Raw genomic sequence first — 25448 nt, 5'->3', positions numbered from 1 at the left:
CAATTGCGCAAATTTCGTCCGCCCGCGTCGATGAAATAGCCCCCGATCTACCGCTTCCGAGCCGGCAACATGATCGCCCCGTCCGGGTCCGCGATCCGGTGACGGCGCTTGGAGGGGAGCGGGAGGGTGAATGCAGCGAGCGAACGGTGCTGATGCGCCGATGCCGCTCATCTGCACGCCAACCTATCAGGACGGCCTGTTTGCGCGCTCCCCCTGATCATACCGGAATCCCGATCATGCCACCTTATCAGGACACTTCATTGTCAACCTGTAGGCTCTTCAACAATAGCCTCGGTGATGTGCTGAGCGCGCTTTTGCAGAACGCCCGTCGTGCAGGCGCAAAGATTGTCGACCTGGAGCTCCAGGTCGATGGCGCGGATATGTGGTTGTCGGTGACGGACGATGGCGCAGGCATAGCCGATCCTTCCGTCCTTCTTGCCCTGGGGCGTTCAGGGTGGGGCGACAGCGTTGCGCGGGGCGAGGATCCAGCCGGCATGGGCCTCTTCAGCCTTGCCGGCCGCGATGTCGCAACTCGCTCGAGCTGCCGTGAAACGGGAGAGGCATGGGAGGTGGACATTACTTCGCAGGCCTGGGAAGCAGGCACGTCGGCAACGGTTACGGCAGCGCCCCTCGCTTGTGGAACCCAGCTTCGCTTCCGGCTTGACGAGCGGTGGCGCGACGACATCGACCAGGCGGCGCACTATGCGGCTCTTTACAGCCCCTTGTCGGTTCGGCTCAACGGAGCGCCGTTGCCCCGGCGCGACTGGCTGGAAGGAGCCGAGGCCATATTCGAGGAGGATGGTGTCCGGATCGGCCTCTTCAAGGATTACCGCGCGACGCACATGAGCCCATGCATAAATTTTCATGGTGTCATCGTCACCAGTTCAATGCCTGTAGTCGCTGAAAAGGACCGCAGCTGGTGGGCCCGGATTGATATAATCAACGCTCCAAAGCTACATCTCGTGCTGCCGGCCCGAAAGGAGATGGTTGAAAATGCCGCGCTCGAGGCGCTTCGTGCTGCCGTTCGTCGCGCGATATACCGCCATATCCGCACGCTGGGTTGCCATCGCCTCCCGTTCGAGCGCTGGAGTGAGGCCAGGGATCTGGGCATCCCCCTTCCCGAAGCTGATCGCGTCCTCATGTCATGGACCCCGCAGAGGGCAGACTGGAACTCCCTCTCGTCAGCCCGCAGCCCGGTGCGGGTCGCTGACCATCTCCTCCTCGGCAGTTTCGGCCCCGCCCTTGAGCAATGTGCTGCGCTCGCCATGGAGAAGGTCGGCGCCTTCCAGGGGCGCCTCGCCTGCCCCGACAAGGATATGGAGGGCTATTCCTGGTACGACGGCCTGCGCTGCATCTCGTCGCTGCACTTCACGATCGAGAGGAAGGGCGAGGCATTCCGGATCGACGGGTCGCAATCCTCCGAGCTCGACAGCGGGCCGGTCGGCCGGCTTTCCCTCGTGCTCACGATTTTGGGCGTTGTTGAGGAAAAAGTCACGCTGCCGGCCCCGGTCGTTATCGACTATGATGATGTCCAATGCTGCTCGCTCGACGACGCCAGGATTCTGCTGGCCTCGGGCGATCCCGTGACGCCGGCGCAGCTCGTTGACTTGCTTGAAGGCGCCTGTTTTTTCTCCAGCGGCGACCGCGACGCCGATAGCTGGGAAAGTCAGCATGAGCGGTTCTTACTCGACGCCCGGACAATGGCTACACGGCTGCTGCTGGGTGATGACGCTGCTCTTATGGGGCGGCTGCGCGTCATTCTGGCCGATCAGGTCTAGTGTCGTCCCCGAGGGCCGGTAATTTGCCGCCATGATTGGACGCCATGCCATCGAGATTGCGATCGCGCTCCCGCCGCTGCCACCGCCGGGCGGAAGCCGGGAATGACAGGGCCTGCGGGCCTGATCGCGGACCATCGGCATCATGTTCGCGCCTGATTCACTTCAGGAATGAATGGAAATCCGGTGATTAATGCACTGAATTGACGATGATTTCAAACTCAGTGAAATTCAGACGATACCGCAACGCCGCGCGGCTCCAGCAAGCGATCGATCGCCAACTGCAGTTGGGGGGCCACGTCGGTGTCGCCCACCGCATCAAGTGCGGCAAGCGCTTCGCGCATCAGGACGAGCGCGAAGGCCCGCTGGATGATCGGCTCGCTCCCCTGGCCAAGGCCTATCCGTCCGCGCAATCCGCGAACCGAGATCAGCATCTGTTCCAGGAACATGCGGTCCTGCTGCTCGCGATCATTGGGCTCTTCCACGTCCATTTCTCCCGACCCTTGTTGCCGACCCGTTCATGATGCAGGCGGTTCAAGCCCACGGCCCCGCGCGTGAGTCGGGCTGATACCATGTCGAGACATGCGCCTGCGCTTTTAGAACCGGACCGACCGCTGGGCTCCCGGACGCATATGCAGACATTTCGGCGTGAGGTCACACCGAGTTGCCGTTCTCGACGGGATTACCAGTCCCGGCACCGCCGCAATCGAGGCGCACCAGACTCCTAGCACAGCTGTGGAATGGCACCAAGCGGCAGCGCGTTCGTCGCCCAGCGCGACTGGGACATAGCTGTTTCAAGATTCCGCTGGCGTGACCGCTAATTGATGCGACGGGCCGTTTGGTAACGACAAATCGGGGCCTCACTCGCGGCCAGAAGTTCGATCAGAGTGCCGGATCACCCCCACCAGGATCGCCCCTGCTCGAAATCCTCGCTCTCAGAGACAATGGGACCGTCCGGCTCGTCCGCAATATAGGGGGAGGGCAGGGGCTGCGTATGAACCTTTCGGCGATGCATTTCACCTGCCACTCGCCCGCGAGCTTCGAGGATGATTTCCAGCCACATCAGGTCGTCCATCATATTGACGATGCCGCGGCCTGCGAGACAGAAATAGATGCAGCGCTGGAAATCGTCGCCCGCCGGATTGCTGAGGATGGACGCCAGCTTGCGCTTTCCGCCGCGCTCGCCTTCATGAACCCAGCTTACCGCTTTACGCAGCTCGAGGACGCAATGATAAGCATCCTCTACATGCATGCCGATCGCGGCGTTCGCGATCATACGGCGCGTCGGGGCGTTCCGTCCGTCGAGTGCTGCATCCCGCAATGTCACATCGAGATCGAACGGAGCGAGAAAAAGTGAAGCGGAATCAAACACCAAATATCTCCATTGAAAGAACATATCATGAACAATTCGGAGGTCAAGCAAAGGTCGATCGAGATCATGGTCGGGCTCCCGCATCTGTCGGCCGGCAAGCTGCTCGAGCGCGCGCGAGCGCTTCAGCAGCCCGTTCTGGTTTCGGCAAACGCGGTTTCCCGCTGGTCATTGCGGCAGGGCTGGCGCGACTGGTCCGGCTGGTCGACAAGGGTGCTCGGCAATGCCACCGGTCTGCATAGCCTCTGTCTCGACAGCGCCGGCTTCAGTGCGATGACATGCCTTGGCGGCTATCCCTGGACCATCGACAATTATGTCAGCCTGGCTGCATGTCATCCGTTCCGCTGGTGGGCCAGCCTGGACTATTGCGTCGAACAGGAGATCGCGGGCGACCGAGACGAGGTAGTCGATCGCATCTCGCGGACTATCCGCGCCAATATCGACTGCCGTCAGCGCGCTGAAGATCGGGGGATTGCCGCGACTTTCATGCCGGTGATCCAGGGCCGCTTGCCGTCTGATTATGAACGCTGTGCGGATGCTATGCCTGCCATAATCGAAAGGGCTGGACTCATTGGGGTCGGCTCGATGTGCCGGCGCGCCATTCATGGGCCCGAGGGGATGATCGCGGTCGTCGACCATCTCGACCGGGTCCTCCCGCACCGTGTGCGCCTTCATCTCTTCGGCGTGAAGGGGCAGGCTTTGCCCTATCTCATACCCTTCAGCCACCGCGTCGCGTCGATCGACAGCCAGGCCTATGGCGTTGCAGCACGGGCAACCGCGCGCCGTCAGGGGCGATCGAAGAGCGACCTGATGGTCGCAGACTGCATGGAGCACTGGGTGCGCGTCCAGCGTGATCGGCTGCGACAACGACCGCGTCGGCTGACCCAGCCATCACCCGCTGTCGAACCAAGCGGGCCGCGCGATCCCTGGGCCTGCGCCATGGCCGAGGCCCGGCGGCAAATGCGCGAGCTGATCGAATCCGGCGATCTCGACCATGACGAGACGACTATCGGCTGGATCGAGCAGTGGGCTGCGGACCTCTACCAGGATTGAATGGGCCCAGCCTCCCGGCCGGGCGAACCCGCCTTATCCGGGTGCCGCTCCTCCGCGCAGGCGCCGCAGAAAGGGGAGGGGGAACCGGGGACGCGGGCGGATGGGCCGCCCGAGAACCCCGGAGGATCCCATGAGCTACGATGTCGCATTCCGCTACCAACTGGCGCTCGAGCCGGGCGCCTTGACCACGATCGGCGCCACGCTCCACGCCCTTCAGGCGGCCATCGCTGATTGCCGCAATGCGGGGCTTATAATCGAGAGTGATCCCGCGGTCATCCTGCTCGCGCGCCACCTCTCGACCCTGTGCGCAGACCGGGCCGATGACGCCGAACTTCGCCACGCTTGCGCAGCGCAAATAGCGGAGCTTCGCAGCCGCCCGATGCTCAAGACGCTGGCGCTGCGCGGGGTGGCCTATGACGAGCCCGCCAAGCGGTTGTTCCATTCAGAGGGTCGCAGCGCGATGCGCCGCCTGGCCGAGGCCCTCGGCCTTAACGACGGAAGCTTTGACGTTCGTTCCAACAAGGCCGGCCCCGCCGTCTCGGGGGAGGTAACGCTCCATGGTGAGACCATCTGGGTCCAGATGTCGCTCGGGCCATTCGGATCCGACCGCGCGATATGCTTCCGCAAGGTTCAGGGCCGCCAGGACCATATCGGTGAGCGCAACCATTGGGCTGCGGTTCGCGAGCTTCTTGAACCCGATCGCTTCGCGGCGCGCATCCGCCGGGACTTGCGGCTCCCTTTGCCGACACCCGCCCAGCCCCGCCTGGTCGCTTGAGAAGAAAGGGCCATGTCTATGCTCCTTGCGAGCACCCGTGCCGGTATCGGCATTCTACTGTGTGCCGGCCAAGGCTTTCGAGGCGCTTATGGACCGCCTCGAAGATCTCGAACTAAACGCTATCGCGGATGCGCACGCGGGCGAGCCCGTCATCAAGATTGCGCTCAATGACCTATGAGCTGGGCTTTCTAGAGTCGGCTTTTAAAGGAATGGCGCAAACTCGATTCGCAAGTTCGGGAACAGTTCAAGAAGAAGCTGATAGAACGCCTTGAGACGCCACATGTCCCTTCGGCCCGCCTGTCCGCGGGCAAGGATCGCTATAAAATCAAGCTGCGCGGTGTCGGTTATCGTCTCGTCTACGAAGTGCACGATGCTGAGGTGATTGTTATCGTTGTCGCTGTGGGTAGACGCGACCGTAACGCCGTCTACAAGGTGGCGCAAAAATAAACTGAAACCGCGGCTGCAGTGGAATCCATGCGTCAGATACGTCAGTCAGACTGACTGCGGTGACGTCGCCGACTATGATCGGGGAACGCGTCTGAACCTGTAATCACCCTTCGATGCCCTCAGGGCGCGCGCGATGGCCTTGTTCGTGGCGTCGAGATCGAAACGCTCGGGATCGAATTTCCGGCCAGCCCATCGGCGCATGGCCTTGTGCTCCTCGTGGGCCGGGTCGAGCCACGCTTCAAGAAAATCGGCATAGCCGGAATAGCCACCCACGTCTTCCGGCGGACCTGAGCGCCTGCCCGCCACGCAGCGCGGGTAGGCGGTGCCATTCTCGCGTGGCTGGCGGCGCAGACAGATCTGGTGACGCCAGCAATCCCCGAAATCATACTCATAGATGATCGTGAGCGTCGGGTCCGCTTCGTAGGGAAAGGCCAGGTCCTGGAGGCGGACCCCGGTTGCCTCGAATGTGCGAGGCCCGTAGAGGTCATCTTCGTTGAACTCCGGTGCGCCGACGGTAAGACCTCCGACGTGGAACTGGTGAAGGTGGCTGTCTGTCCATCCAAAGGCAACCTGCAGAACTTCGTGCAGTTGGGCGAAGTTGAGCTTGACCGGCAGTTCGAGGACGCGGCTGATCCTCGGTTCGATGCCGATGATGTGGACGTTGGCAGAGACGATGAAGCAGTCGGGGTCGAAAGGGTCGAGCATGAATCCGACCATGCCGTGGGCTTCCGGCGCCGGCAATGGTTGAGGTGACGACATTTGCGTTAATCGCTCGGCGGCAATCGCCAGCGGTGCGCAATGGTTCGCACCCGAAAGCCGTCGATTGACGGTGGCCCTGGGACGAAACGCGATAGAGGTCGGGCTCGAGCCCGGCTCCGGGTATCTCACCGGGTGTGGCGCAGGACGATGCCTGATATCAAGCCCGCAAGTCGCCGCCGATCGCGAAGCCATTCTTGCCGCTGTTGTGCATCCGCGGCTTGCGGGCGACCTGCTCGCCGGCGCTGCGGCCCCGCGCGCGGCAAGCGCCGCGCACGAAGCCTTGCGGAGCGCCGGAGGAGCAGCGCCCCACATCGACTACCCTTTACGCAGGAGCCCGTCATGAGCCGCTATGATCTCAAACCCAAGGCCCACAGCGGCGCTATTGCCGTGGTCGTCGGTTGGGATCGACCCTTGCAGACCTACTTCGCCCAGGTCTTCACCCCGACCCAAGACGAGCCGGAGGAAGGCGAGGCGATGACCTGGCTCGGGACGGAGCCGGGAGAACTGCCGACACCGGAGGCCGCGATCGCCGTTGTCGTGCGTTATGCCGAAATCCCTGCGACGCTCGCATCCGACCTTGAGGCTGACATGCGCGCGACCATCGGCGTGAAGGACGGAACGCACCAGGCCGAGGCCAAGCGCGGTCTGTTCGGCTCATTCCACTGACCGGAAGACTCGCCCTCGAGGCCGCGAAGTGCGGACCTCGGACAGGGGCGCTTGCGCGCCGGCTCGGCCGAACGGCCGAGGAGGGGAGGGGGCCTGAGGAAGGTGGTCCGGACAAGGTGTTCGAGGCCATCCTCCAGGAGAAGTCCCATGAACATCGGTACGATCAGGCAGAATGACGCCGGCATCCATGTCGGCAAGATCGCGACGCTCACCATCGCGATAACGATTGCGCTGCGCGAGGTACACTCGGCCAATCCCAAGGCGCCCAAATATGAGGTGCTGGCACTGTCGGCCTCGCGGGCCTGGGTTCACGTCGGTGCGCTTTTCGAGCTGTTCTCGAATGGCACCGGCGAGGCCTTCCTCAATGGCAAGATCGAGGATCCGAGCCTGGCAGCGCCGCTCTACATCTCCGCGTTCCGCCAGGACGACGGCAGCTACAATGTCGTCTGGTCGCGCCCGACGCGTCGCCGCGATCTCGCCTCCGAGATGACGCCCAAGGCCGATGACGGCCTGCCGCCACTGCCCGGTGCCGACGAGACCGCCGGTGCCGGCGCGGCCATGAGCGGCGAGGGCCCCGAGGCTGGCCTCGGCCAATCCTCGAGCGAACACGCCTTCGCCGGCTGATTGCCGCATCGCGCCCAAGGGCCTCGCTCCCCATCCCGGAGCGGGGCCCGATTTCTCGTCCTCCGGCCGCGCGGCCGAAAAGACGGGGGGCACCGGGTCAGTGCTCACAAGGAAGGAGAAGACCATGCCCGACGCCATCGATCTCGGCGGTGCGCCTGCAGATGAAGACTGCGCACAGCTTGGCCAGACGGAAGATTTTGCGCGGCTCAACCGCCTCGAGGTCGCAACCTACCGCGCGGCGATGATCGCCCGCTTCGGTCAGCCGCCTGAAGGCTGTGCCTTCGTCACTCTCGCCAACCGGCACGACTTCGGTATTTATCGTACGCTCGGGCTCACGATCGACGCCGGTTCCGCCCACAGCGACGCCGCCGTCCTAGCCTATTCACAGGCCGTCCAGGACGGACTTTCAAGCTGGGTCGAGGCGGGCTTCGCGCCGCCGGTACGTTATGACGATGATGGCGTCCCGACCCTCGAGCGCGACAGTATCGCCGATATCGTCATGGGGGCGATTCTCGCGACCCGCCCGAATGCGACGGGCCGCTATCCCGTCCACGACTTCGAACGCCTCCACCAAAATCTTGTCGCTGCCTATCCGGGCAGCGCCGCGCCATTCTGCAGGAGATCAGCGCATGACTGACTTCAAGCTCACCACCGAACAGGCTGCCACCGCGGCGCGCATCGTCGCCGAGATCGATGAACAGCTCGGCCGTGTCCGTGAGGCCGAGAGCCGCTGCAAGGCGAGCTTTCTGCCGATCCTGGCCGAACACGGCATCACCCGCGTCGAGATCGGCTATGATGGCGGCGGCGACGAAGGCTCCGTCGGCGATGTCACCGCCTATGCCGGCAACGAAACGAGGGACTTGCCGTCCGTTCTGTGCGATCATTTCGCCGTGGAATGGAGCGGCGACATGATGATCCGCGCCATCCAGCTGGAGGATGCGTTGAGCGCCTTTGCGGAAAACGCCGCGAGCGACCATCACAGGGGCTGGGAGAATGGCGAAGGGGCCTGGGGCACCATCGCGATCGACGTGGCGAGTGGCGCGGTTACACTTACGCATAACAGCCGCTTCGTCGACTATGACACGACTGAGACGGAACTCTGACCGTGTCGCACTGCCATTATCATGCGCTGAGCTCGATGCGCCGCTGGGGCGGCAAGCCGGACGATTATATCGCGCTTCATCAGTGGTTCGACGAATCCAAGAAGATCATCGCCGACCCGCGTCACCGCGCGCTGCGCCACCACGCCGAAGGTATCTTCCTGGCTGAGACGGTGTTTGGCGTCATCATCCGGAATAGCGACGGCCGCGCGGTGCCGGTGCGCCTCATCGGCGAGATGCATGTCACAGAAGATCTCGGCCGGATTCCCTCATTTGCCGATTGGGCACGGCTCATCCAGCCCATGCCGTGGGTTCTGCGGGGCAATCCGGCGGGATCGCCAGGACTGGATCCCAAGCTCGGGTCAATGGAGTGACATTATACGCAGAACGCTCGATTTCCCGGATGGCAAGGAGATTACGGATATCAGCAGCTATGCCAATTTGGGTGTGAGGGACACGCAATGCGCCTGTCCATACCATGATCATCGGTTTTCCGGGCCAGCATGAAGGCGCGGTCTGTCCCGTTGCGTTCGGGTTCAAGACCGAGATGATCGAACTGCTCAACCGCTGGCGGGATTTCGAAACCGACTAGACCTGCCACCGCTCGCGCGTTCGCGCGATTTGCGCTATCGTCGGAGCCATGGCGGATCTCGACCCCCATACGCTGCGCGTCGCCGCCTCGCTGGTGCGGGGTCGTATCGCCACGTTGAAGCTCGATCCCCGAATGGACGGGTTGCAGCGGCTCGGCGCGCACCGCACGCTGACCCAGCTGGCCATCGACCTTGAAGTCTCCGCCGACCATGTCGGGCCGCAGCGTCGCGGCCGCAAAGCCTGACAGCCCGACCGGAACGCCGGTTCATTCCTTTTTCGAATAGCGACACGCTGACTCCGCAGCCGCGCCTTGTGGGAAGAGGGAAGGGGGCGTGGGCAAATGGTCCGGGCTTTTTCCCGAGGCCGCCCCCGCGCCGGGATTGGCGCCGTCCCAAGGAGTAACACCCATGGCCAACAATTTTATCAAAGCGAGCTTCCTCTTGCGCGTCACAGATGCCGAGGCCCAGGTGCTCGGCCGTATCGACGACGCCGTCGCTATCCTTGCCAACGGTGATCTCGAGGGCGCCGTGCTGGCAGAGCACTACCAGGCCCTGGGCGACGATTTCGCCCGGATCTTCCCGCCCACAAAGGCCGGGCTGTTCGAGAGCTTCCGTTCTATCTTCAGCGATCCCGACTATCCACGTCTCGGTTTCACGCTGCAGATCGACCCGCCGGAGGGGACGGGAACACGCCAGGTCTGGCTGTCGGGCGACCAGGTCGACATCGAGACCGCAGCGCTGCTTCTCCAGTCGGTCGCCAGGAGCGCCCTGCCGATCGGTTTCGAATATTGCCTCGACTGCGATCGCCTGCGCCCAGGCGAATTCGGAGGCGGCTATGTCGTCATCAGTGCGAACGACATAGAATTCGGCGGGTCCGCGCGACTACTCGATCGCGCGATTGCTCGCCATCATCACGCGGGCGTCGATGGCTTTGTGCTCGCAACCCGTGATCCCGAGGATGGGCTGACGTTCTGGAACAGCGAAGCCGGCTTCGGCGCGCTCGCTGCCGCGACGGTCTTTTCCGACGCCGAGGCCGCGCACCATGACGTCCCGATCACGGACGATCAGCCGGAATGGCTCGCCTTACCGGCCCCTTTGTCCTGAGCAGGATCGCGATGCGCTGCATCAGTGCCCTTTTGACTGGCTCCAGCGCGTACCTGGTGCAGACCACACCGGGAGTGCCGGTGCCGACATTAGCGGGGAGGGTGCCGAGGCTGGCCTCGGCCAGTCCTCGAGCGAGCATGGCTTCGGCGAAGATTCCGAGGAGCCAGCGCGTCGCGACTGCCGCCAGCGCGCCCCTGAACCCGTCGAACAAGACTGACGCTATCGCCTGACCCCGCGTCCCGAGCCCCCGGCGCGGGGTGACAGGGCTCGCTTCGCACCCCTGGCGAAGCGGGCCCTGTCTTCGTTTAGATGCTGGCCGCTTTTGCTTCTCGTGGGAAAGGGGAGCGCATCGGCTTGCCCCGTTCGGCTCGTCCCGGGTCCGCATGCGCGTTGGAGCAAACTTGCAAAACTTGCCATTTTTGCTATATTGGCAATATTAATGAGGAGTTCCGCAATGGCTGCCGATGCCACGCTCGTTCCGACACGGAAAGAGAATGTCCCGCTGACCGATTTCCACAACCACACCGGACAATATCTCGATCGTGGGCGGCGGTCGCCTGTAACGATTACCAAGCATGGCCGTCCCGATCTTACGATCGCTGATGCGGCTTATTTCGAGCGCATCGAGCGCATCGCGGCCGGGCAGATCCTGGCGGTTCTGGATCTGCAGGCCGTCCCGACTGCTGAAATGACGGCGGAACATGCCGCACTCTTCGAGGCGGCTCGCCCGACCGCCCAGGAACTTGCCTCGGATCGGTGGAACGATGACGCCGCTGCCTAAGGTCGGCGACATCCTCCATTACGTCTTCCTCTTCACCCATGACAAAGCCGCGGGCCGCGACGAAGGAATAAAAACGCGTCCCGTGATGGTGGCCGCTGTCAAGGATCAGCGCGTATTCACTGTAGCGATCACGACCAAAGGAGAGGCGTCTGTCTCAACGCTCCCCATACCCGATGCCGTCGCCGACGCGGCGGGCCTCGTTCGCGGGACAGCCGTCGTCATCGATCAGTACAATCACTTCACATGGCTCGGCTACGATATACGGCCGGTCACCAGTGAACCCTCCTTTGTCGCTGGACGAATGCCCCCCGGTTTCACCAATTCCATCCTGTCCGCGCTGCTTGCCAACGCCGCATCCATCAATCGCGACTAGCGGCGCGGCGCCCGTGATTAGCCGAAGAATGAATTGACAGCGCCGGGTGGGGCGCTGCGCCTGGCCCGGCAGCACCGCGGGCAGTTCTGGTCATGCGCGCCACGCTTGTCCCTGTCGGCCTCCTGTCGTCAGCCGGCGGCCGAACCGATCGCGCGCCTGTGTCCGCCAGTCAACTGACCCATGTTCTCGCCACCAAAAATCCCCCCGACCCGCGCCGAAGCCGGAGCGGTGAGCAGACCCGTTGCGCCGCAGCTTCGCGCCGATCGGCCTTATCTGTGGGGTGATCTCGACCCCAACCCTTGTCATTTCTGACAGCAAGGCCTTTCGGTGGGCGCCGGTCGCGCCTCCCGCTTGAGGGGATGAACGCTACGCCCGGGCGGGTCCGTCGCAACCCCCGATTTTCCGGCCGTGTTGAGGCCTGACGGCCTCTGTCCGCACCACCCGTCAATTCGTGGGTTCCCCTCCGCTTCGCTTCGGTGCGCCGCCCCCTCGGCCCCGGGCCTTCGCGATTGTCCATCCCAGCGGGATCGGCCCGCTGGCGCATCGCAAAGGCAAAGCATCATGAACAAGGTTTTTCTCTCGGGTCGGATCACCTCGGAGATCACCCGCTTCGGCACCGACAGCAAGGGCGGCGTCAGCTTCTCCCTCGTCACCTCCAAGCCCGTCATCAAGGACGGCCAGGTCCAGAAGGACGGCAATGGCTATACCGAGACCTACGACGAGTTCCACACGATCAAGGCGTTCAACGGGCTCGGCAAGTCGGTCGCCAACCACAAGAAGAAGGGCGACAAGCTCATGGTCATCGGCGAGATCCGCTACAGCCGTAACGAGCGGGACGGCCGCACCTTCTACAACACCGACATCGTCGCTGAGGAAATCGAATTCCTCTGAACCCCGGACCGGCGGCCTTCGGGCCGCCCCCTCATCTTCACGGAGACGATGTATGTTCCAGCTCACCAGCTTCGAAGAGATCGCCGGGGTCACCCATGGCATCGAAGTCCTCAACCCCAGCCTCGTCGCTCGGATCCGCCGGGCCGCCGACCAGCTCAACCGCCACGAAATCGCCGCGCATCTCGCTGACGCGATTCTCGAGGCTGCGGACGCCGCTCACATCCGGTCGTTCGAGGAAGCCCAGTTCGGCGAAGCCAGCGCCGATGCGGTCGTCGATTGCGAATATCATGACGAGCTCGCCGCCGCCTGGTCGCTGGTAGCCGCCGAGCATCAGCTCGTCAGCCCCGATCTCCTCTTCGACCTCGACGGGTCGGTCCACTGACCCGTCGCACATACCCGGCGAGTCCACCTCTGGACTCGCCGTCGTGCGATATACCGGGCGGTGCGATCGGCAACAGGGGCAGCGACATCATCGGTGGCGCGATGCGACCGACTGGATCAAGCCAATGCGGCGACAGCCGCCGCCGCGCGAGCCGGGGCCGTTGAGGGAGCCGGCCTTGCCGTTGCCGCTTTGCTTGCCGGTGTTGAATTTACCTTCTCGAGCGCACCGCAGACCTTGGTCGCGACCTCGTCGAGCGTCGCTATCAGGCGATTGAGCTGAGACAAATTGCCGCTCAGCTCAGGGCCATAACGGATCGAGAGATATTCCCGGCCTTCGCTGAGTTTACCGAGATGCTCGAGCGTGCGTTGCCGGAGGCGCAAGGCGGCGACGGCAGGGTTCGCGGTGCGCTTGCGCAGGTCGTGTTGGTAACCTCGGATTTCGGCCGGCTTCACGCCGCGCGCGAGAAGCAGTGCGTTCAGGTAAAGCTCGATGGCCTGGATCGCCGTCATCCGCGCGGGCGCCCAGCTCGAGGGTTTGCCCCGCTTGCCGCGGCCCATCAGATCATGGGCCGCGCCGCGATATTCCTCGGCGAGCTGTCTTATGTCGTCCGGCGTCGCGACCTCGCCTGGATAGGCTTTTGGTTCCCCCTGCATCACCCCATTTTATGGTTGATGATGCAAAGTTCCAACAATGTTCCAATGCGAAAATAGAAAGCCGCAGCGATCGGCGCATCCGCCCCGTGCTGCGCGCCCGACGGGACCGGGGCTCTATTCGCTAAGCGGCCGCCGGCCTGCGGCCGACCCCGGCTAACCTCACGGAGCCGCGCACGCGTCTCCGCCCGTCCGGGTCACGATCCCTTGCGGGACGGTGACCTCCGGTGAGGTTTTACACCCCTATTCCTCTCTTGTGTCTGCCTAGTGTGGCATGCGGGGTTGGCGGTTCGTCAAGCATGAGCGGTCCCCCCAATTTTCAGCCCGCGACCGCTGCGCGGACCCGCTCAGAAAATCGGCTCCCCCGCTCCCCGCGCGGCGGCGGCGACGGCAAGCCGGTCGCCGTGCCTGACCTCCCTGACCACCGCATGCCCTGAGGCAAGCCTCATCGTGACGATGAGACATCCCAACCTTGGAGGCTCAAATGACCAACACTTTCCAGAACTTCGCCGATCTCGCCAGCTTCGTCGCGACCGAGACCCGAGCCGATGAGCGCAGCTCCCTCTATTCGGGCGCATTTCTCGAACATGACGAACGCGCCAAACTCTCGCCGGTCGACCAGGGCGAGCAGCTCGACATGCCTGATCCCGACCAGGCTCGCGCCGCGGTCGAGATGGTGATGGCGACCTTGTTCGACGTGTTCCGAGACACCCGCCTGGAGCCCTTTGCGGGCGACCTCGCCTGGGGCTTCGTCAACAGCTTCCACGTCGTGGCGAAGCGTATCAGCGACCGCGAGGACGATGCCGCCAAGGAACTCGGCGATCTCGCACGCAGCTTCGATCCAAGTGAAATCTACGCCACGCAGATCGAGGAAGCCCAGCTCCTCTGCCAGACGCTGCAAGGATGCCGCGACGCCATGGAATGCATGCGCGACCATGCCGCCGAAGTCTACCGGATCGAGGCCGGACGCCCCTATGCGCCGACCCGCGGCAGCCGCGTTTCGCACGGTGTCACCGCCTCGATGATCGACGCCCGCGATTTCCTTGCCGCCCGGGGCCGGGAACGTCGTGAGCAGTTCAATCCCGAAGGCCCCGTCGTTGCTTTTTCGGGCGGCCAGCAGTGGGAAGATCATGACATGCTCTGGAAGGGTCTGGACTCGATCAAAGCTCGCGTTCCGGAGATGGTCCTCGCGACCACGGCGCAGACCAAAGGCTGCGACGCCATCGCCCAGGCCTGGGCAGCAGCGCGCGGCGTAAAGGTCATCCTGTTCCGCCTGGATCGCCGTCTCGGCGCGAAGGCAGCCTTCGTGCGCAACGATCGTCTGCTCGCCCTGAAGCCGGTCGAAGCCGTGGTTTGCGAAGGTTCCGGCATCCAGATGAACCTCGCTCAGAAACTCCGCCAGGCCGGCGTCCCCCTCCACATCGTCAAGCTCACCCAGCAGCGTCCCGCCGAACGGTCCGTGCGCCGGGCCTGACCGCCCGCGCACCGAGAGGCTCCGGCATCCGTCGGGGCCTCTCTTTCGCACTTTTTCCGCTTGGCTCGCGCCGCGCCGGGCATCGAACCCGGCGCGGCGCGCCCGGGACAGCCCGAAGCTACCCGCGCGGGGCGGAGCACGGAGGAAAGGAGGGCAGGGGCAAGCCCAACAGCCAAGGAGGCAAAGATCATGTCCACCCAGTTTCGCATCGCCGTTCCCGCCGACGAACTTACCGACCCGGTGGCCGTCGTCACCGCCCGTCAGCTTGCCGCCTTCCGGGGCTTCCTGCGCGCGGAAGGCGATCGGCTGGGATTGCAGCTCCTCGAGCCCGACGAATATCCCGGCGAAAACTTCGAGGCGCGCGTCTGCCCAATCGCGCTTGCATCGATCACCGCCCGTTTCGACCATGACCCTGCCGTCATCGCTGTCGTGGAGGAGGCCCAGTTCCGAGCGCGGCGAGTGTCGATCCATCGTGACCGAGCGGCCGCCGAAATCCGCATGCGGGTGGCACTGACGTCAGACCGCAGCCTCGACTCCATCTCGCCTGTGGGAACGCCTATGCGCTTCTAGGAAGCCTTGGATATCGAAGCAGACAGCACCGGCGACATTGCCATGGGAGCCGCCCGCATCGATCATTATCCCGCGTCTGGAAACCCTGTTGTCGATGGCCAGAGACCTTGCCGTCGCGTGCTTCAGCTGTGCGTAGCGACGGACTTGGCGCCTCTCAGTAGGGCGTGGGTCGCGGCCTTTACAAGAGCGGTGACGACAGCTCCGGCAGAACCTCCCACAGCAGGGCGAGTGCCAGGACCGGGAGGACAAAACGCCCCGCAACAACTCCCGCGCAACAAGGCGCGGGAGCCGGGGCTGGTAACACGTCGAGACATGCGCCTACGCTTTTAGTGCCGAGGCACCTGGACATATGCGCAGGCACCCCGGCGTGAAGTCACACCGAGTTGCCATTCTCGACGGGATTACCAGTCCCGGCGCCGCAGCTTCGCAGCGCGCCCTGCCCCTAACACAGACTGAAAAAGGCACCAAGCGGCGGTCGCCGCCCTTCGTTTGATGCGCAAGCGATCAACCCGGCGGCCCGGTGCGCGACACAGGCGGTCTCCACCTGTCGAAGGAGGAAGAGGGCGTACATGGAACGCGCTGTTCTGTCCCGGCTCGCTCGCGTGCCGCGCGGCCCTGAGCAGGCCGCTCGCCGCTACGCTTTGCCGGACTCCACGAGAGGGAAAAATCTCTCACAGTCTTCCCATGATGTCGGGCGATCGAAGCCGCCTCAAGGACGGCGGGGCCCCACCATTTTCTTCGGCGGGTCAGGCGTGGCATCTATCCTCAAGCGGCGGTGGCTGCCGAAGAAAATCGTGACCCCCACCGCCGCTTCGCGGCCCGCTCTGCGGGTCCCTGACCCGGCTCCGCCCACCCGACGCGACTGCCCCTGTCATTCAAGACAGATGAGGAGCTTCACGATGCAGATGATCACAGCCGCCGCCGCGCACAACGCCGCCTACTTCGCCGCCGTCGCCAACGCCACAAGCCGGGCGCACCACAGCTACTTCGACCAGCATGTCATCGAGGACGCAGACCTTGGCTACCTCGCCGTCGATGAGGGCGACTATGGGGTGCTGAGCCAGGCGATGATTGACCGTATCGTCTACACCGCACCGGGCGGGCTGCTCGATGAATATTGAGACCGGAACCGGGAGGGGCGCGGGTCGCCTCTCTCCCCCTTTTTTGTGTGAGGATGGGTCGGACATGGGGGGCCATCGAACCCCCCATGTCCGAGCCGCGACTTGTGTCGCGGCGGGACGCTTACGCGGTAAGCCGCTTCTCGACCTCGTCGATTCCGAGGGACCGGATGCAGGTCATCAGACCTGCCAGGCGTTTGCCTTCAAGTTTCAGGAGCCCGGCCCTGTCGACGGCCTGGATTGCCGCCTCCCGCTCTTTCTCAACAAGCCGTTGCCGGCGCTCTTCCAGCTTGCGTTCGTCCTCTGCGAGCGCAGCGCGCTCCTGTTCCAATGTGCGTGCCATAAGGGCCTCTTGGTTCACGCTGATCGGGCTATGAACGAGGGGCATTCTACCGAGGGCGATGGGTTGCTGGAAGGGAAAGTTGCGGTGGCGGCCCGGCGGGACAAAAAGGATCCCCCGTCCGGGCTCTATTCGCCAGGCCGCCGCCCGCCGGAAGAAGCGGTTCCCGGCCAGGCTCACGGAGCCAGGGCGATGCCTTGTCCCCCCCCCCATTCGGGTCACGAACCCTGCCGCTCCCTGGACCTGATAGTCATCGCCAACGATCGGCTCCGATGGCCGCCGGGAAAGTCTGGGATGCACGGTTTCCGGCCCGAAACAGCGCATGTTTTTCCGTCCGCCGGACGGCCCGACGCCCCGCCGGAGGCAATAACCCACCCATGAAACCTGCGAACCCGCGACAGCCCTGGGATACGGATCAATCCTGGCGCAGAGATGCACACCGAACGCACCAAGGTGCATGGCTTTTCCACGGAAATTCCAAGGCTTGCACAGTTTTGCTACCGTGGGCCGCTGTGGGACATCCTGCCCGAGGGTCGAAATCTCCCTGAAACCCTTGATATCAGCGTGTTACACGAGACCACGCCCGCGCCGCCTGACGGGATATTCTTGCCTCCCCAATCTCGGTGAGATATAGAAGGAAGCGCTTTCCCAGACCCTGCCGGCCTCCCTGCTAGGAGGCTTGGTGTGACAACTCCCAACAAACATTGCACGGTCCGGATCGATCGGACCAAATACGACCGACTTGTTGCGCTCGCCCAAGAGCGTGGCTGCTCGGCGTCAGATCTCCTGCGCGCAGCTGTCGATAGTTTCCTCGCATCAGGTCAATTGCTGACCGCGAGCCAACGGCGGATCGCCAGGATCAGCGAGTTCCAGCAACTTGCGATCGACATCATCATTCGCGAGCGATTTCCTGAATATCGCGACCGCATCATAGCGGAAACCGACAAGCGACTGGAGCTATATCATGGCGCCTAAGGTTGACATCCGCTCCAATGGTCGGTCGATCCCTCTCGTCCATCATAGCGCCCGGGGTGAAGTCCAGCGCAACGCTGGTAATTTCACGCGTGGTAGTCAGCTCATCACCCACGAGATGATGATGTGGTTTTCGGGCGCCAAGCTGCCGTTAATCCTGTGGTTATTCGCTTTCGCCACCGCTTGGTCTATCATTGTGTCAATCAAGCTCGATGAGCACGGCTTCCAGCTCATCTGCATGAAAATCTACGCAGGACTGTGGAACTGGATCGGCCTGGACCCGAACAAGCGTGTGAACGTCACGCTTCCAGATGGCGAGATCGTGCGAACGGTCATGCAGTCCGTCCCCTCTATCCCCGACGTCATCAAGGCCTGGGCTATTGCGGTTCGCGGGCTGCTCGGCGCCTTCCTGGTCTCGGTGTTCGTCACCATTCCGCTGGCGATCTGGTTCGTCGATCTCTCCCGCCGTCGGGGGCGGTCGATCCTTCAGGAACGGCATGAGCGAGGCGCCATGCTTGTGGAGCGTTCCATCCTCCAGTCGGAGATCGGTGAACATAATCGCATAAAGTTCGAGGAGGAGGCACGCAGCCTGCTGCCTGGGGTGCCGGCACGACAGATATTGGCGCTTCCGTTCAGGGTCCGCAAGGACAGCGGTATCCATCACCCCTACATGCTGGCCGGTATCCCCTATCCGCATCGGACCGAGCAATCCCACACGATGGTGATCGGTACGACCGGATCGGGCAAGACCACCGAAATCAGGAGCCTGGTGGCACAGATGCGCGAGCGCCAGGATACAGCAGTCATTTTCGATTTGACCGGCGCCTATGTGGAGGCATTCTACGATCCCGAGCGCGATACGATCCTCAATCCGATGGATGCGCGTTGTCCGGCCTGGTCGATCTTCAATGACTGCCGCAGCCATAGCGAATTCACCGCGGCGGCGGCCGCGCTTATTCCCTCGGACGGGGGGGCGTCGGAACCCTTCTGGGCGCTCGCTGCGCGCACTTTGTTCATCGAGATGTGCGTGCGCCTCCAGGAACGCGGCCTGACCAGTAATCTTGCGCTCTCCGAGAATCTTATGACCGCGGACCTCAAGCGTGTTCACCATGTTCTTGCGAACACCATTGCCGATCCGCTGACTGCTCCGGAAGCGGCCCGCATGGCGGAATCAATCCGCGCCGTATTCAACACCAATGCACAGGTCCTGCGTTTCCTGCCGGACGAGGGTGAGGCCTTCTCGATCCGTGACTGGATCACACGCGACAAGAAGCCAGGTTCGATTCTGTTCGTGACGTCAAATTATATCGACCTGCCGATGAACCGGCCGCTGCTGACGCTTTGGATGGACCTTGCCATCAATCGTCTCATGACCCTTCCTCGAACATGGTCATTGCGGACTTGGTTCCTGTTTGACGAACTCGGAGCGCTGCACAGATTGCCCGCGATCGAGAATGGTCTGCAGACCGCGCGCGCTTTTGGCGGCGCCATGGTCCTGGGGCTGCACAGCTTCGAGAAACTGGTTGAGGTCTATGGTGAGCAGGGTGCCCGCAATCTTGCATCGCTGGCGCGCTCCAAACTCATCCTCGCGACCGCGGATCTCGACACTGCGGAGCAGTGCGCGCGCTATATAGGCAACCGCGAGGTACGCCAGATGGATGAAGCCTATAGCTATGGCTATAACAATACGCGCGATGCCTCGACCTTGACTCCGCGAAAGCAGGTGGAACCTCTTGTCATAGCCGACGACATCACGAACCTGCCATCGATGCACGGTTTTGTGAAATTTCCCGACGGTTTTCCTGCCGCGAGAATTCGCCTTGCATGGAAGGACTATCCGAGCGTCGCGCAGGGCTTCATCCCTCGGCCGGATATCCAGCCTGTAAGGTCAAGACGCGGAGAAAAGGTCTTCGAGGAAGAGGGAGGGGAGGGTGGTGGCCGCGATGGTGCAGGCCAGGTCGTGCAACAGGTCGTGGAACCCGGCTGCCTCTCCGGGCACGCGGCCGCCGATGCCCGCTCCGCTGAGGTCTGGGAGGAGCATCGTAGAGCAGGGCGCGCGGGTGCCCTCAGCGCTGAACCCCGCCAGCCGGCTTCCTCGCGCCATTCGGTGGAGAAGGACCGTACATCGCGTCCGGCTTCGGAGGCCCAGGCTGAGCGACAAACCCTGTCCCGAGCGCGGGAGGGTGAGAGCGCCCAACCTCCCCGCGCAGAAGACCTGACGCTGGTAGAATTGCGGCAGGCGTTCCATTCCGGCCGCGATCAGGATGGCGCGGACATGGGGATCTGAAAAGATGCTCTCGGTCGCCCCTGTCCGCTCTGCATCGGGTGCCGCGAATTATTTCGCGAAGGATGACTACTATACCGTCGAGGGGTCCTCCGAGATGACGAGTTGGGCCGGAGAGGGGGCGAAGACGCTCGGCCTTTCGGGGGAGGTCACCAAGGATGCCTTTGAAGCAGCGCTTAACGGTATCCTGCCCGGCGGCGAAGCCATTGCTCAGGTGGAAAATCGACGGGCCGGTGTTGACCTGACCTTCTCCATGCCCAAATCGGCTTCGATCCAGGCCTATGTGGCTGGCGACAAGCGGATTCTCGAAGCCAACATGACTGCGGTCCGAAAGACCATGGCCTGGGTCGAGCAGAACCTCGCGCAAGGGCGTCGCGATGTGGAGGGACGAAAGGTTCCGATCCAGTCAGGTAACCTTGTCTATGCCCTCTTCCAGCACGATACGAGCCGCGCTCTCGATCCGCAGGGGCACATCCACGCCGTCATCGCCAATCTCACGCAAATGCCCGATGGCAGATGGCAGGCGCTCCACGCTGACAAAATCTGGGCCCACAACAGCGTCATCGGCTCAATCTACCATGCCCATCTGCGTAGCGAGCTTGAAAGACGAGGATATCAGATTGAGCTCAAGGGCAGGCATGGGACCTTCGAGATCGCAGGCGTGTCCAAGGCGGCCGTGGCAGAATTCAGCCAGCGCCGAGTGGAGATACTTGAGCGCGCCACCAAGCTCGGGATCAGCTCGCCAGAAGGGTTGCGCGAGATTACGATGCGCTCACGCGATCCCAAGCTTGGCATCGAGGATCGGGCGGCCTTGCGGCAGGATTGGATCGATCGCGCGGCGGCGCTCGGGTTCGACGGGAAGGGACTTGCCCTCGCCGCACAAGGTCGTGCTGGCCTTTCATCTCCCGACAGCAGTCTGGAACGCGGCTATCGGTCCATCGTCGATGCGATTGACGCGGCCCGCACACTGGTGGGCGGACTGCTTGGCCCCCATGACCCGCTTGTCGACAATGCTCTGGCCCGCGCCGTCAAATCCCCCGCGCAAGCCCGCGCCCAATTTGCTGTCGCCTCGGCGGTTCGCATCCTGTCGGAACGAGAGGCAGCCTGGCCGCTTCACAAGCTTGCCAAGACTGCGCTCGACCTTGGCATGAAGGACGTAACCATAGAGGGGGTTGAAGGACGCATTGGGCAGCTCGTGCAGAACCGCCAGCTCATTCCGGGCGTCGCGCGAGCGGCCGACAAGAACGGACCAATGGTGACGACCCCGGAGGCCCTGCGCACGGAAGAGGCGATCCTTCGCCTCGTGGACGAGGGGAAGGACATGGCGCAGCCGATACTTGGTGCTCCAGATGCGCCGTCCAGGCTTCAGGACGTCGTGCATCGCCCGCTCAATTCCGGGCAACTCGGCGCTGCGACGATGATCCTCTCATCAGCGGATCGCACCGTTTCCGTTCAGGGGGTAGCGGGCGCCGGAAAGTCGACGATGCTCCAGGCGGTGGCGCAGGTCGCCAAGGCTGAGGGGCGTTCGATCACCGGCCTGGCGTTCCAGAACAAGATGGTGGCGGATCTTGCCGAAGGTGCGGGTATCGAGGCGCGAACGATCGCCTCCTTTGTCTGGGCGAACGAGCGATATATAACGGAGCGCGATACAGCCGGTTACGAGGCGGCGCGCGCAGCCTTGAGCGGCGTCATGCTGGTCGTGGACGAAAGCTCGATGGTTTCGAGCAGGGATATGCTCAAGCTGCATCAAATCAGCGATGCGTTGGGAGTGGACAAGCTCGTCCTGGTGGGCGACCGGCAGCAGCTCTCGTCGATCGATGCGGGCAAGTCCTTCGCGATGATCCAGGCAGGAGGCAGCACAGTGGCGCGTATGGACGAGAACATTCGCCAGCGCACCGATCAACTCCGCACTGTTGCCGCGCTCGCGAATGACGGTCATGCGCGCACGGCCATGAAAGTGCTGGGTGAGCGCATCATCGAGCATGCACAACCAGCCGCTGCCGCAGCCGATCTGTGGATGGCTTTGCCAGCCTCCGATCGAGATGTCACGGCGGTGTTCGCGTCTGGACGCGAAGCGCGCGCGATCATCAACGCCGCGATCCAGGACGGTCTTGTTGCGGAGGGTTCGGTCAAAGGCGCCGCTATTCAACTTACCGTCACCGAACGGGTCAATATGACGCGCGAGGAATTGCGCTTCGCCTCGACCTACCGACCCGGACAGACGCTTGAGGTGGCGCGGGGCGGAGCGCGGGACATCGGGATCGGCGAAGGCCGCTACAATGTGTTGAAGGTCCATCGTAACGGCAAGGTCGATCTTTCTGATGGTAAAAGGAAAATTCGGATCGATCCTCAGCGGTTATCACCGACCGAAAAGCGCGACCGGCTTCAGCTGCACGAGAAAAAGACCCTCCAGCTTCGTGAAGGAGACCGCATCCGCTGGACTGCCAATGACAAGGATCGCGGTCTTCACAATGCGGCGATCGCACGAGTGGTTGGCGTGGAGGCGGGCGGGATAACGGTTGAAACCGCAGATCGTGGCCGCCTGACTTTGGGGGCTGACGATCCGATGCTCTCACGGCTGGACCTCGCCTATGCGCTGAACATGCATATGGCACAGGGAGTGACCACCGATAAGGCGATCATCGTCATGTCGGCACAGGAGCGCAATCTCTCGAACCAGCGGCTGTTCAACGTCGGTGTCACCCGTGTGCGCGACGTTATCACCATGGTTGTAGACGACAGAGAGAAGCTCGCTCGGCAGCTCGACATGAACGCTGGGAACAAGACCTCGGCCCTCGAAACGCTCGGGAGATTGAGTATCGACGGGACAAGCCGGCAAGATCCCCGCGGGAAGTTCGATCCCGGTTCCCGCGGACAGTTGCCTGATCTCCCTCCCTTGCCCGGCAACCTGCCCCCGCTTCCCAGAGGCGCCACAGTGCCGACGAGCGGCCGGGATGAAGCAGGCCTCAAGGCAGAGGAGGTCGCTCGCCTGCTGCCCCTCCCCGAACGCAGCCTTGGTCTCGATCTGTGATGGTGGCCTTGGGCCTTCATCGGGCGCGATCGCTCTGTCCTAGCCTCGAGCAAGGAGAAGCTTGGATGAAAGTGCTTCGCAATCCCCGCTGCAGGGAGCGTTCGGTTGCCTCCAAGCACTCAATTCAGGTCTGGCCTGGTTCTTGTTGAGCGGTTTTAAAATTGGCGCCTGGACGGGCTCTTGGCGCGCGAGAGTTCTACTTCGCACGCCATAACAGTTGACATATGCGCCAGACTTGCCATTTAAAGGCTTATCTAATGCCCCTATGGGCATCGCGTGGATTCTAACGCAATTAGAAGAAAGCGCTGGAGCTACGGCTTCAAGATCCGCTGGTCCTTAGGGACCTTTCGCTTCGGTTGCGACCTAAGCGAAACGATGGGCTTCCAAAGCCTTTCGACCGGCTGATGAGCGATAGAGGGATGATTGGATAATCGCCGTACACTCGAATGAGAGTGTCGGCGGATTATCTATTCCGCCTGGTCATAGCTTGCGATCCGTACAAAATCATTAGGATAGATGTTGGCGTAGCCACCCTTGCCGTGGATACGCCCCTTCTCGCTGCACTCGAATGCGGCACCTCCGAGTTCGGACCCATCGGCACGCTGCGCATCGTGATGCATGCCCGGCTCGAGCGCTCCACCAAAACGGTACAGCGCCCGGAGGGTGGCAAGCAGTTCCTCGATATCATTTTCTTCCTCGACCTCACGTGGGGGACCGTCATACGCGTTGGGATGGGCGATAAAGAAGGCTACACCGCGGCTGTCCACGAAGGGTCGCCGCGTCTGCTGCGGCTTCACCCGCAGCGGGACATCCTCATGGGTGAGCGGAACCGGACCCAGGTCTTCAAGGCGATCGTCCCACGGCCTATCTCCCCGGCGGAAATCAAGGAAAAGGGGGACAAGGTTGCCGTTCTGTGTCATGAAATTTCGCGGCGGCAGGAGGAGGGCCTCATTGTCCGATCGATAGCCAAGCCGGCGGACTACCTGATTGAGGTTCATACGCGCCTCCCCGGCAGCCGCGACGGCGGCGATGAGCGCCTCGGCGACCGCGGCGGGATCGTGGCGGAGCTGAACATATTTCTCATCTCGCGCCACGAGCGTGGCGAGCGGCGCGGACATGAGGACGAAATCAAACCGGCTCAACAGCACCTCCTGATCGGGCGCGGGCACGAATAGCAGGGTGATCGTAGCCGGCGTGGGCTGAGCGTTGCCGTTGCCGCGTCTGCGAATTGCGAACGCGCCCACGGACCGCACGAGGAGGTTCACCATGGCCGGTGAGTAGAGCGCGCCATCCTTAGAGGATGATGGAATACCTCTCACAATCGTCTCGGGCAGCCGCGCCTGCAGACCGTCGATTGCGCTCTTGTGAACCGATTTGGGTAACCCGGCAATCAGATACATTGGCTGCGGGCCGCGCGGCTGCACGACCCGGCGACGCTTAGAAACCTTCATCATCAGTGCATGCGGCTCAACGCCAGAGCAATGTCAATCGGCACGGTCAGCCGCTTGGCTACGTCCGGATCCTGCGCCGCGTAGAGCCTCTCCAATGCGCTCGAACCCTTAAAGCTGGGAGCGGGTGCCGGTGGGCCGGGTTTTGCCGGCATGCGCGCGAGCGAGGCCGGATCGATATTATGCCGTTCGCACCATGCCCTAACGCGCGTGTCGATCTGCTCGACCTCCTCGTCGCCAAGCGCAGCTATGTCCATCACCGTGAGACCGGGCAAGCGAAGGTCTTCGTCCACACGGATCGCGCCCTCCGCCAGTTCTGGGCCGACCGAGTAGGTGATTTTATGTCCGATCAGGACCGACATGATCTGATCCTGCGGCGTCGCCAAGGTAAACGCCAGCAGCAGTGCCCTTGGCAAACCGCGCAGAAAATGGCGCTTGCGCCGATCGTCAATCGCCCTAATGGCCCTTTGCTCATCGCCCGCGAGTACGACCGCGATGAAGGACTTTGCATCGTCATCGCGGACTGCCTTTACGGCGGCCGTGGCTTCAACCGCGTCGTAGAGGGTTCGCTTGTCGTGGGCAGATGGCCATAGCCCCGCCTCCGTAAGCTGCATCCCAATTTGCGACAGGAGCAGGAGGCCCGCCTTGGGATCTTTGTAATGCTCTTCGACGAGCGCCTTGATGTCATTCTCGATCATGCGATCCTCTTAGGCGTTTGATAGCCTCGCTGCCACTGCCGACATCGCGTGAGGCATCGAGAGGCGGCCAATGCCCTCTTCTGCTTACCCAGCACGCGCAATGCGTGGCGTCACCAGCTATGTTCCCGTGATGTTCATCAGCGCCACACGCCAGCCTGTCACCTGTCCTGCGCT

Annotated in this window: 28 protein-coding genes and 2 pseudogenes; 22 read left to right on the top strand and 8 right to left on the bottom strand. The window is 62.9% G+C overall.

Annotation, left to right across the window (positions count from 1 at the left end):
- The first annotated feature begins 749 nt into the window (after positions 1-749).
- Positions 750-1778 carry a hypothetical protein gene (locus K426_RS26125; RefSeq protein ID WP_158511791.1) on the top strand — a complete coding sequence of 343 codons (1029 nt, stop codon included), beginning with the start codon at positions 750-752 and terminating at the stop codon, positions 1776-1778.
- A 218-nt stretch (positions 1779-1996) separates the two neighbouring features.
- Here the strand turns inward: K426_RS26125 and K426_RS26120 are convergent, their stop codons facing one another.
- A complete protein-coding gene (locus K426_RS26120; protein ID WP_237230206.1) occupies positions 1997-2266 on the bottom strand; it encodes a hypothetical protein in 270 nt (89 codons plus the stop codon).
- Between the two features lie 404 nt (positions 2267-2670).
- A complete protein-coding gene (locus K426_RS26115) occupies positions 2671-3147 on the bottom strand; it encodes a hypothetical protein (RefSeq protein WP_082749226.1) in 477 nt (158 codons plus the stop codon).
- Between the two features lie 27 nt (positions 3148-3174).
- Here K426_RS26115 and K426_RS26110 point away from each other — a divergent pair, with 27 nt between their 5' ends.
- The 4 genes and pseudogenes from K426_RS26110 to K426_RS30725 all read left to right on the top strand — a co-directional run bounded on the left by K426_RS26110 (position 3175) and on the right by K426_RS30725 (position 5419).
- A complete protein-coding gene (locus K426_RS26110) occupies positions 3175-4197 on the top strand; it encodes a deazapurine DNA modification protein DpdA family protein (protein WP_046765010.1) in 1023 nt (340 codons plus the stop codon).
- A 130-nt stretch (positions 4198-4327) separates the two neighbouring features.
- Positions 4328-4972: a hypothetical protein gene (locus tag K426_RS26105; RefSeq protein ID WP_046765011.1), complete on the top strand. Its 645-nt coding sequence runs from the start codon at positions 4328-4330 to the stop codon at positions 4970-4972.
- 49 nt (positions 4973-5021) lie between these two features.
- Positions 5022-5150, top strand: a pseudogene (locus K426_RS32710) (prevent-host-death protein); the annotation flags it as partial.
- Positions 5140-5419, top strand: a pseudogene (locus K426_RS30725) (type II toxin-antitoxin system RelE family toxin). The pseudogenes K426_RS32710 and K426_RS30725, both read left to right, overlap by 11 nt.
- A gap of 72 nt (positions 5420-5491) precedes the next feature.
- Here K426_RS30725 and K426_RS26090 read toward each other — a convergent pair.
- Positions 5492-6136, bottom strand: a complete 645-nt coding sequence (locus tag K426_RS26090) for a plasmid pRiA4b ORF-3 family protein (RefSeq protein ID WP_145907784.1) — start codon at positions 6134-6136, stop codon at positions 5492-5494.
- Between the two features lie 199 nt (positions 6137-6335).
- Positions 6336-6488 carry a hypothetical protein gene (locus K426_RS31915; RefSeq protein ID WP_157035819.1) on the bottom strand — a complete coding sequence of 51 codons (153 nt, stop codon included), beginning with the start codon at positions 6486-6488 and terminating at the stop codon, positions 6336-6338.
- A gap of 29 nt (positions 6489-6517) precedes the next feature.
- Between K426_RS31915 and K426_RS26085 the strand changes: the two genes are divergently transcribed.
- The 11 genes from K426_RS26085 to K426_RS26030 all read left to right on the top strand — a co-directional run bounded on the left by K426_RS26085 (position 6518) and on the right by K426_RS26030 (position 12689).
- Complete coding sequence (locus K426_RS26085) at positions 6518-6844, top strand: hypothetical protein (protein WP_046765013.1); 327 nt, start codon at positions 6518-6520, stop codon at positions 6842-6844.
- Between the two features lie 147 nt (positions 6845-6991).
- The gene (locus K426_RS26080) at positions 6992-7468 is read left to right on the top strand and encodes a DUF736 domain-containing protein (RefSeq protein WP_046765014.1); all 477 of its coding nucleotides are present in this window, start codon (positions 6992-6994) and stop codon (positions 7466-7468) included.
- 124 nt (positions 7469-7592) lie between these two features.
- Positions 7593-8105, top strand: a complete 513-nt coding sequence (locus K426_RS26075; RefSeq protein WP_046765015.1) for a hypothetical protein — start codon at positions 7593-7595, stop codon at positions 8103-8105.
- Positions 8098-8571 (top strand): DUF6878 family protein, encoded by a 474-nt coding sequence (locus K426_RS26070; RefSeq protein ID WP_046765016.1) that lies wholly within the window; start codon positions 8098-8100, stop codon positions 8569-8571. The genes K426_RS26075 and K426_RS26070 overlap by 8 nt, the downstream gene beginning before the upstream one ends.
- A 2-nt stretch (positions 8572-8573) precedes the next feature.
- On the top strand, positions 8574-8942 hold the full coding sequence (locus K426_RS26065) for a DUF6915 family protein (protein WP_046765017.1): 369 nt from the start codon (positions 8574-8576) through the stop codon (positions 8940-8942).
- Positions 8943-9208: 266 nt separating this feature from the next.
- The gene (locus tag K426_RS26060) at positions 9209-9403 is read left to right on the top strand and encodes a hypothetical protein (RefSeq protein WP_046765018.1); all 195 of its coding nucleotides are present in this window, start codon (positions 9209-9211) and stop codon (positions 9401-9403) included.
- 88 nt (positions 9404-9491) lie between these two features.
- Entirely contained in the window at positions 9492-10262 is a 771-nt protein-coding gene (locus K426_RS26055) for a hypothetical protein (RefSeq protein ID WP_332307423.1), read from the top strand.
- A gap of 454 nt (positions 10263-10716) precedes the next feature.
- Entirely contained in the window at positions 10717-11043 is a 327-nt protein-coding gene (locus tag K426_RS26045) for a type II toxin-antitoxin system prevent-host-death family antitoxin (RefSeq protein ID WP_021243547.1), read from the top strand.
- Positions 11027-11416, top strand: coding sequence for a hypothetical protein (locus K426_RS32245; RefSeq protein WP_046765020.1), 390 nt, complete (start codon positions 11027-11029; stop codon positions 11414-11416). The genes K426_RS26045 and K426_RS32245 overlap by 17 nt, the downstream gene beginning before the upstream one ends.
- Before the next feature lie 561 nt (positions 11417-11977).
- A complete protein-coding gene (locus K426_RS26035; RefSeq protein WP_021243545.1) occupies positions 11978-12307 on the top strand; it encodes a single-stranded DNA-binding protein in 330 nt (109 codons plus the stop codon).
- Between the two features lie 52 nt (positions 12308-12359).
- The gene (locus tag K426_RS26030; RefSeq protein ID WP_066564177.1) at positions 12360-12689 is read left to right on the top strand and encodes a hypothetical protein; all 330 of its coding nucleotides are present in this window, start codon (positions 12360-12362) and stop codon (positions 12687-12689) included.
- Positions 12690-12805: 116 nt separating this feature from the next.
- Here K426_RS26030 and K426_RS26025 read toward each other — a convergent pair whose 3' ends face one another.
- Positions 12806-13198: a hypothetical protein gene (locus K426_RS26025; protein ID WP_197672834.1), complete on the bottom strand. Its 393-nt coding sequence runs from the start codon at positions 13196-13198 to the stop codon at positions 12806-12808.
- A 625-nt stretch (positions 13199-13823) separates the two neighbouring features.
- On the opposite strand from K426_RS26025, the gene K426_RS26020 reads away from it, so the two are divergent.
- The 3 genes from K426_RS26020 to K426_RS26010 all read left to right on the top strand — a co-directional run bounded on the left by K426_RS26020 (position 13824) and on the right by K426_RS26010 (position 16504).
- The gene (locus K426_RS26020; protein ID WP_066564174.1) at positions 13824-14813 is read left to right on the top strand and encodes a DUF2493 domain-containing protein; all 990 of its coding nucleotides are present in this window, start codon (positions 13824-13826) and stop codon (positions 14811-14813) included.
- A gap of 189 nt (positions 14814-15002) precedes the next feature.
- On the top strand, positions 15003-15383 hold the full coding sequence (locus K426_RS26015; RefSeq protein WP_237230205.1) for a hypothetical protein: 381 nt from the start codon (positions 15003-15005) through the stop codon (positions 15381-15383).
- Positions 15384-16282: 899 nt separating this feature from the next.
- A complete protein-coding gene (locus K426_RS26010; protein WP_066564168.1) occupies positions 16283-16504 on the top strand; it encodes a hypothetical protein in 222 nt (73 codons plus the stop codon).
- Between the two features lie 121 nt (positions 16505-16625).
- Here the strand turns inward: K426_RS26010 and K426_RS26005 are convergent, their stop codons facing one another.
- Positions 16626-16844, bottom strand: coding sequence for a hypothetical protein (locus tag K426_RS26005; RefSeq protein ID WP_021243667.1), 219 nt, complete (start codon positions 16842-16844; stop codon positions 16626-16628).
- A 681-nt stretch (positions 16845-17525) separates the two neighbouring features.
- On the opposite strand from K426_RS26005, the gene K426_RS26000 reads away from it, so the two are divergent.
- Genes K426_RS26000 through mobF form a run of 3 tightly spaced genes read left to right on the top strand, consistent with a single transcriptional unit; the run spans position 17526 to position 23128 of the window.
- Positions 17526-17816 carry a hypothetical protein gene (locus tag K426_RS26000; protein WP_066564166.1) on the top strand — a complete coding sequence of 97 codons (291 nt, stop codon included), beginning with the start codon at positions 17526-17528 and terminating at the stop codon, positions 17814-17816.
- Positions 17806-20100 carry a type IV secretion system DNA-binding domain-containing protein gene (locus tag K426_RS25995; protein ID WP_066564164.1) on the top strand — a complete coding sequence of 765 codons (2295 nt, stop codon included), beginning with the start codon at positions 17806-17808 and terminating at the stop codon, positions 20098-20100. The genes K426_RS26000 and K426_RS25995 overlap by 11 nt, the downstream gene beginning before the upstream one ends.
- A 4-nt stretch (positions 20101-20104) precedes the next feature.
- A complete protein-coding gene (mobF, locus tag K426_RS25990; protein ID WP_066564328.1) occupies positions 20105-23128 on the top strand; it encodes a MobF family relaxase in 3024 nt (1007 codons plus the stop codon).
- A 467-nt stretch (positions 23129-23595) separates the two neighbouring features.
- On the opposite strand, the gene K426_RS25985 is transcribed toward mobF, so the two are convergent.
- A complete protein-coding gene (locus K426_RS25985; protein WP_145907781.1) occupies positions 23596-24582 on the bottom strand; it encodes a hypothetical protein in 987 nt (328 codons plus the stop codon).
- Positions 24582-25274, bottom strand: a complete 693-nt coding sequence (locus K426_RS25980) for a hypothetical protein (protein WP_066564159.1) — start codon at positions 25272-25274, stop codon at positions 24582-24584. The genes K426_RS25985 and K426_RS25980 overlap by 1 nt, the downstream gene beginning before the upstream one ends.
- Between the last annotated feature and the right edge of the window lie 174 nt (positions 25275-25448).

Source organism: Sphingobium sp. TKS, from assembly GCF_001563265.1.
GTDB lineage: Bacteria > Pseudomonadota > Alphaproteobacteria > Sphingomonadales > Sphingomonadaceae > Sphingobium.
Note: the sequence above shows the minus strand (reverse complement) of the source record. Positions and strands in the feature narration are given on the sequence as shown.

What these genes read in the sequence shown, in the direction of transcription:
- K426_RS26080 (WP_046765014.1), top strand. Translation starts at nt 6,992, where the DNA reads ATGAACATCGGTACGATCAGGCAGAATGACGCCGGCATCCATGTCGGC.
- K426_RS26010 (WP_066564168.1), top strand. Translation starts at nt 16,283, where the DNA reads ATGCAGATGATCACAGCCGCCGCCGCGCACAACGCCGCCTACTTCGCC.
- K426_RS25980 (WP_066564159.1), bottom strand. Translation starts at nt 25,274, where the DNA reads ATGATCGAGAATGACATCAAGGCGCTCGTCGAAGAGCATTACAAAGAT.
- K426_RS26085 (WP_046765013.1), top strand. Translation starts at nt 6,518, where the DNA reads ATGAGCCGCTATGATCTCAAACCCAAGGCCCACAGCGGCGCTATTGCC.
- K426_RS26025 (WP_197672834.1), bottom strand. Translation starts at nt 13,198, where the DNA reads ATGACGGCGATCCAGGCCATCGAGCTTTACCTGAACGCACTGCTTCTC.
- K426_RS25995 (WP_066564164.1), top strand. Translation starts at nt 17,806, where the DNA reads ATGGCGCCTAAGGTTGACATCCGCTCCAATGGTCGGTCGATCCCTCTC.
- K426_RS26110 (WP_046765010.1), top strand. Translation starts at nt 3,175, where the DNA reads ATGAACAATTCGGAGGTCAAGCAAAGGTCGATCGAGATCATGGTCGGG.
- K426_RS26075 (WP_046765015.1), top strand. Translation starts at nt 7,593, where the DNA reads ATGCCCGACGCCATCGATCTCGGCGGTGCGCCTGCAGATGAAGACTGC.
- K426_RS26090 (WP_145907784.1), bottom strand. Translation starts at nt 6,136, where the DNA reads ATGGTCGGATTCATGCTCGACCCTTTCGACCCCGACTGCTTCATCGTC.
- K426_RS32245 (WP_046765020.1), top strand. Translation starts at nt 11,027, where the DNA reads ATGACGCCGCTGCCTAAGGTCGGCGACATCCTCCATTACGTCTTCCTC.
- K426_RS26105 (WP_046765011.1), top strand. Translation starts at nt 4,328, where the DNA reads ATGAGCTACGATGTCGCATTCCGCTACCAACTGGCGCTCGAGCCGGGC.
- K426_RS25985 (WP_145907781.1), bottom strand. Translation starts at nt 24,582, where the DNA reads ATGATGAAGGTTTCTAAGCGTCGCCGGGTCGTGCAGCCGCGCGGCCCG.
- K426_RS26045 (WP_021243547.1), top strand. Translation starts at nt 10,717, where the DNA reads ATGGCTGCCGATGCCACGCTCGTTCCGACACGGAAAGAGAATGTCCCG.
- mobF (WP_066564328.1), top strand. Translation starts at nt 20,105, where the DNA reads ATGCTCTCGGTCGCCCCTGTCCGCTCTGCATCGGGTGCCGCGAATTAT.
- K426_RS26035 (WP_021243545.1), top strand. Translation starts at nt 11,978, where the DNA reads ATGAACAAGGTTTTTCTCTCGGGTCGGATCACCTCGGAGATCACCCGC.
- K426_RS26020 (WP_066564174.1), top strand. Translation starts at nt 13,824, where the DNA reads ATGACCAACACTTTCCAGAACTTCGCCGATCTCGCCAGCTTCGTCGCG.
- K426_RS26070 (WP_046765016.1), top strand. Translation starts at nt 8,098, where the DNA reads ATGACTGACTTCAAGCTCACCACCGAACAGGCTGCCACCGCGGCGCGC.
- K426_RS26120 (WP_237230206.1), bottom strand. Translation starts at nt 2,266, where the DNA reads ATGGACGTGGAAGAGCCCAATGATCGCGAGCAGCAGGACCGCATGTTC.
- K426_RS26060 (WP_046765018.1), top strand. Translation starts at nt 9,209, where the DNA reads ATGGCGGATCTCGACCCCCATACGCTGCGCGTCGCCGCCTCGCTGGTG.
- K426_RS26030 (WP_066564177.1), top strand. Translation starts at nt 12,360, where the DNA reads ATGTTCCAGCTCACCAGCTTCGAAGAGATCGCCGGGGTCACCCATGGC.
- K426_RS26015 (WP_237230205.1), top strand. Translation starts at nt 15,003, where the DNA reads ATGTCCACCCAGTTTCGCATCGCCGTTCCCGCCGACGAACTTACCGAC.
- K426_RS26005 (WP_021243667.1), bottom strand. Translation starts at nt 16,844, where the DNA reads ATGGCACGCACATTGGAACAGGAGCGCGCTGCGCTCGCAGAGGACGAA.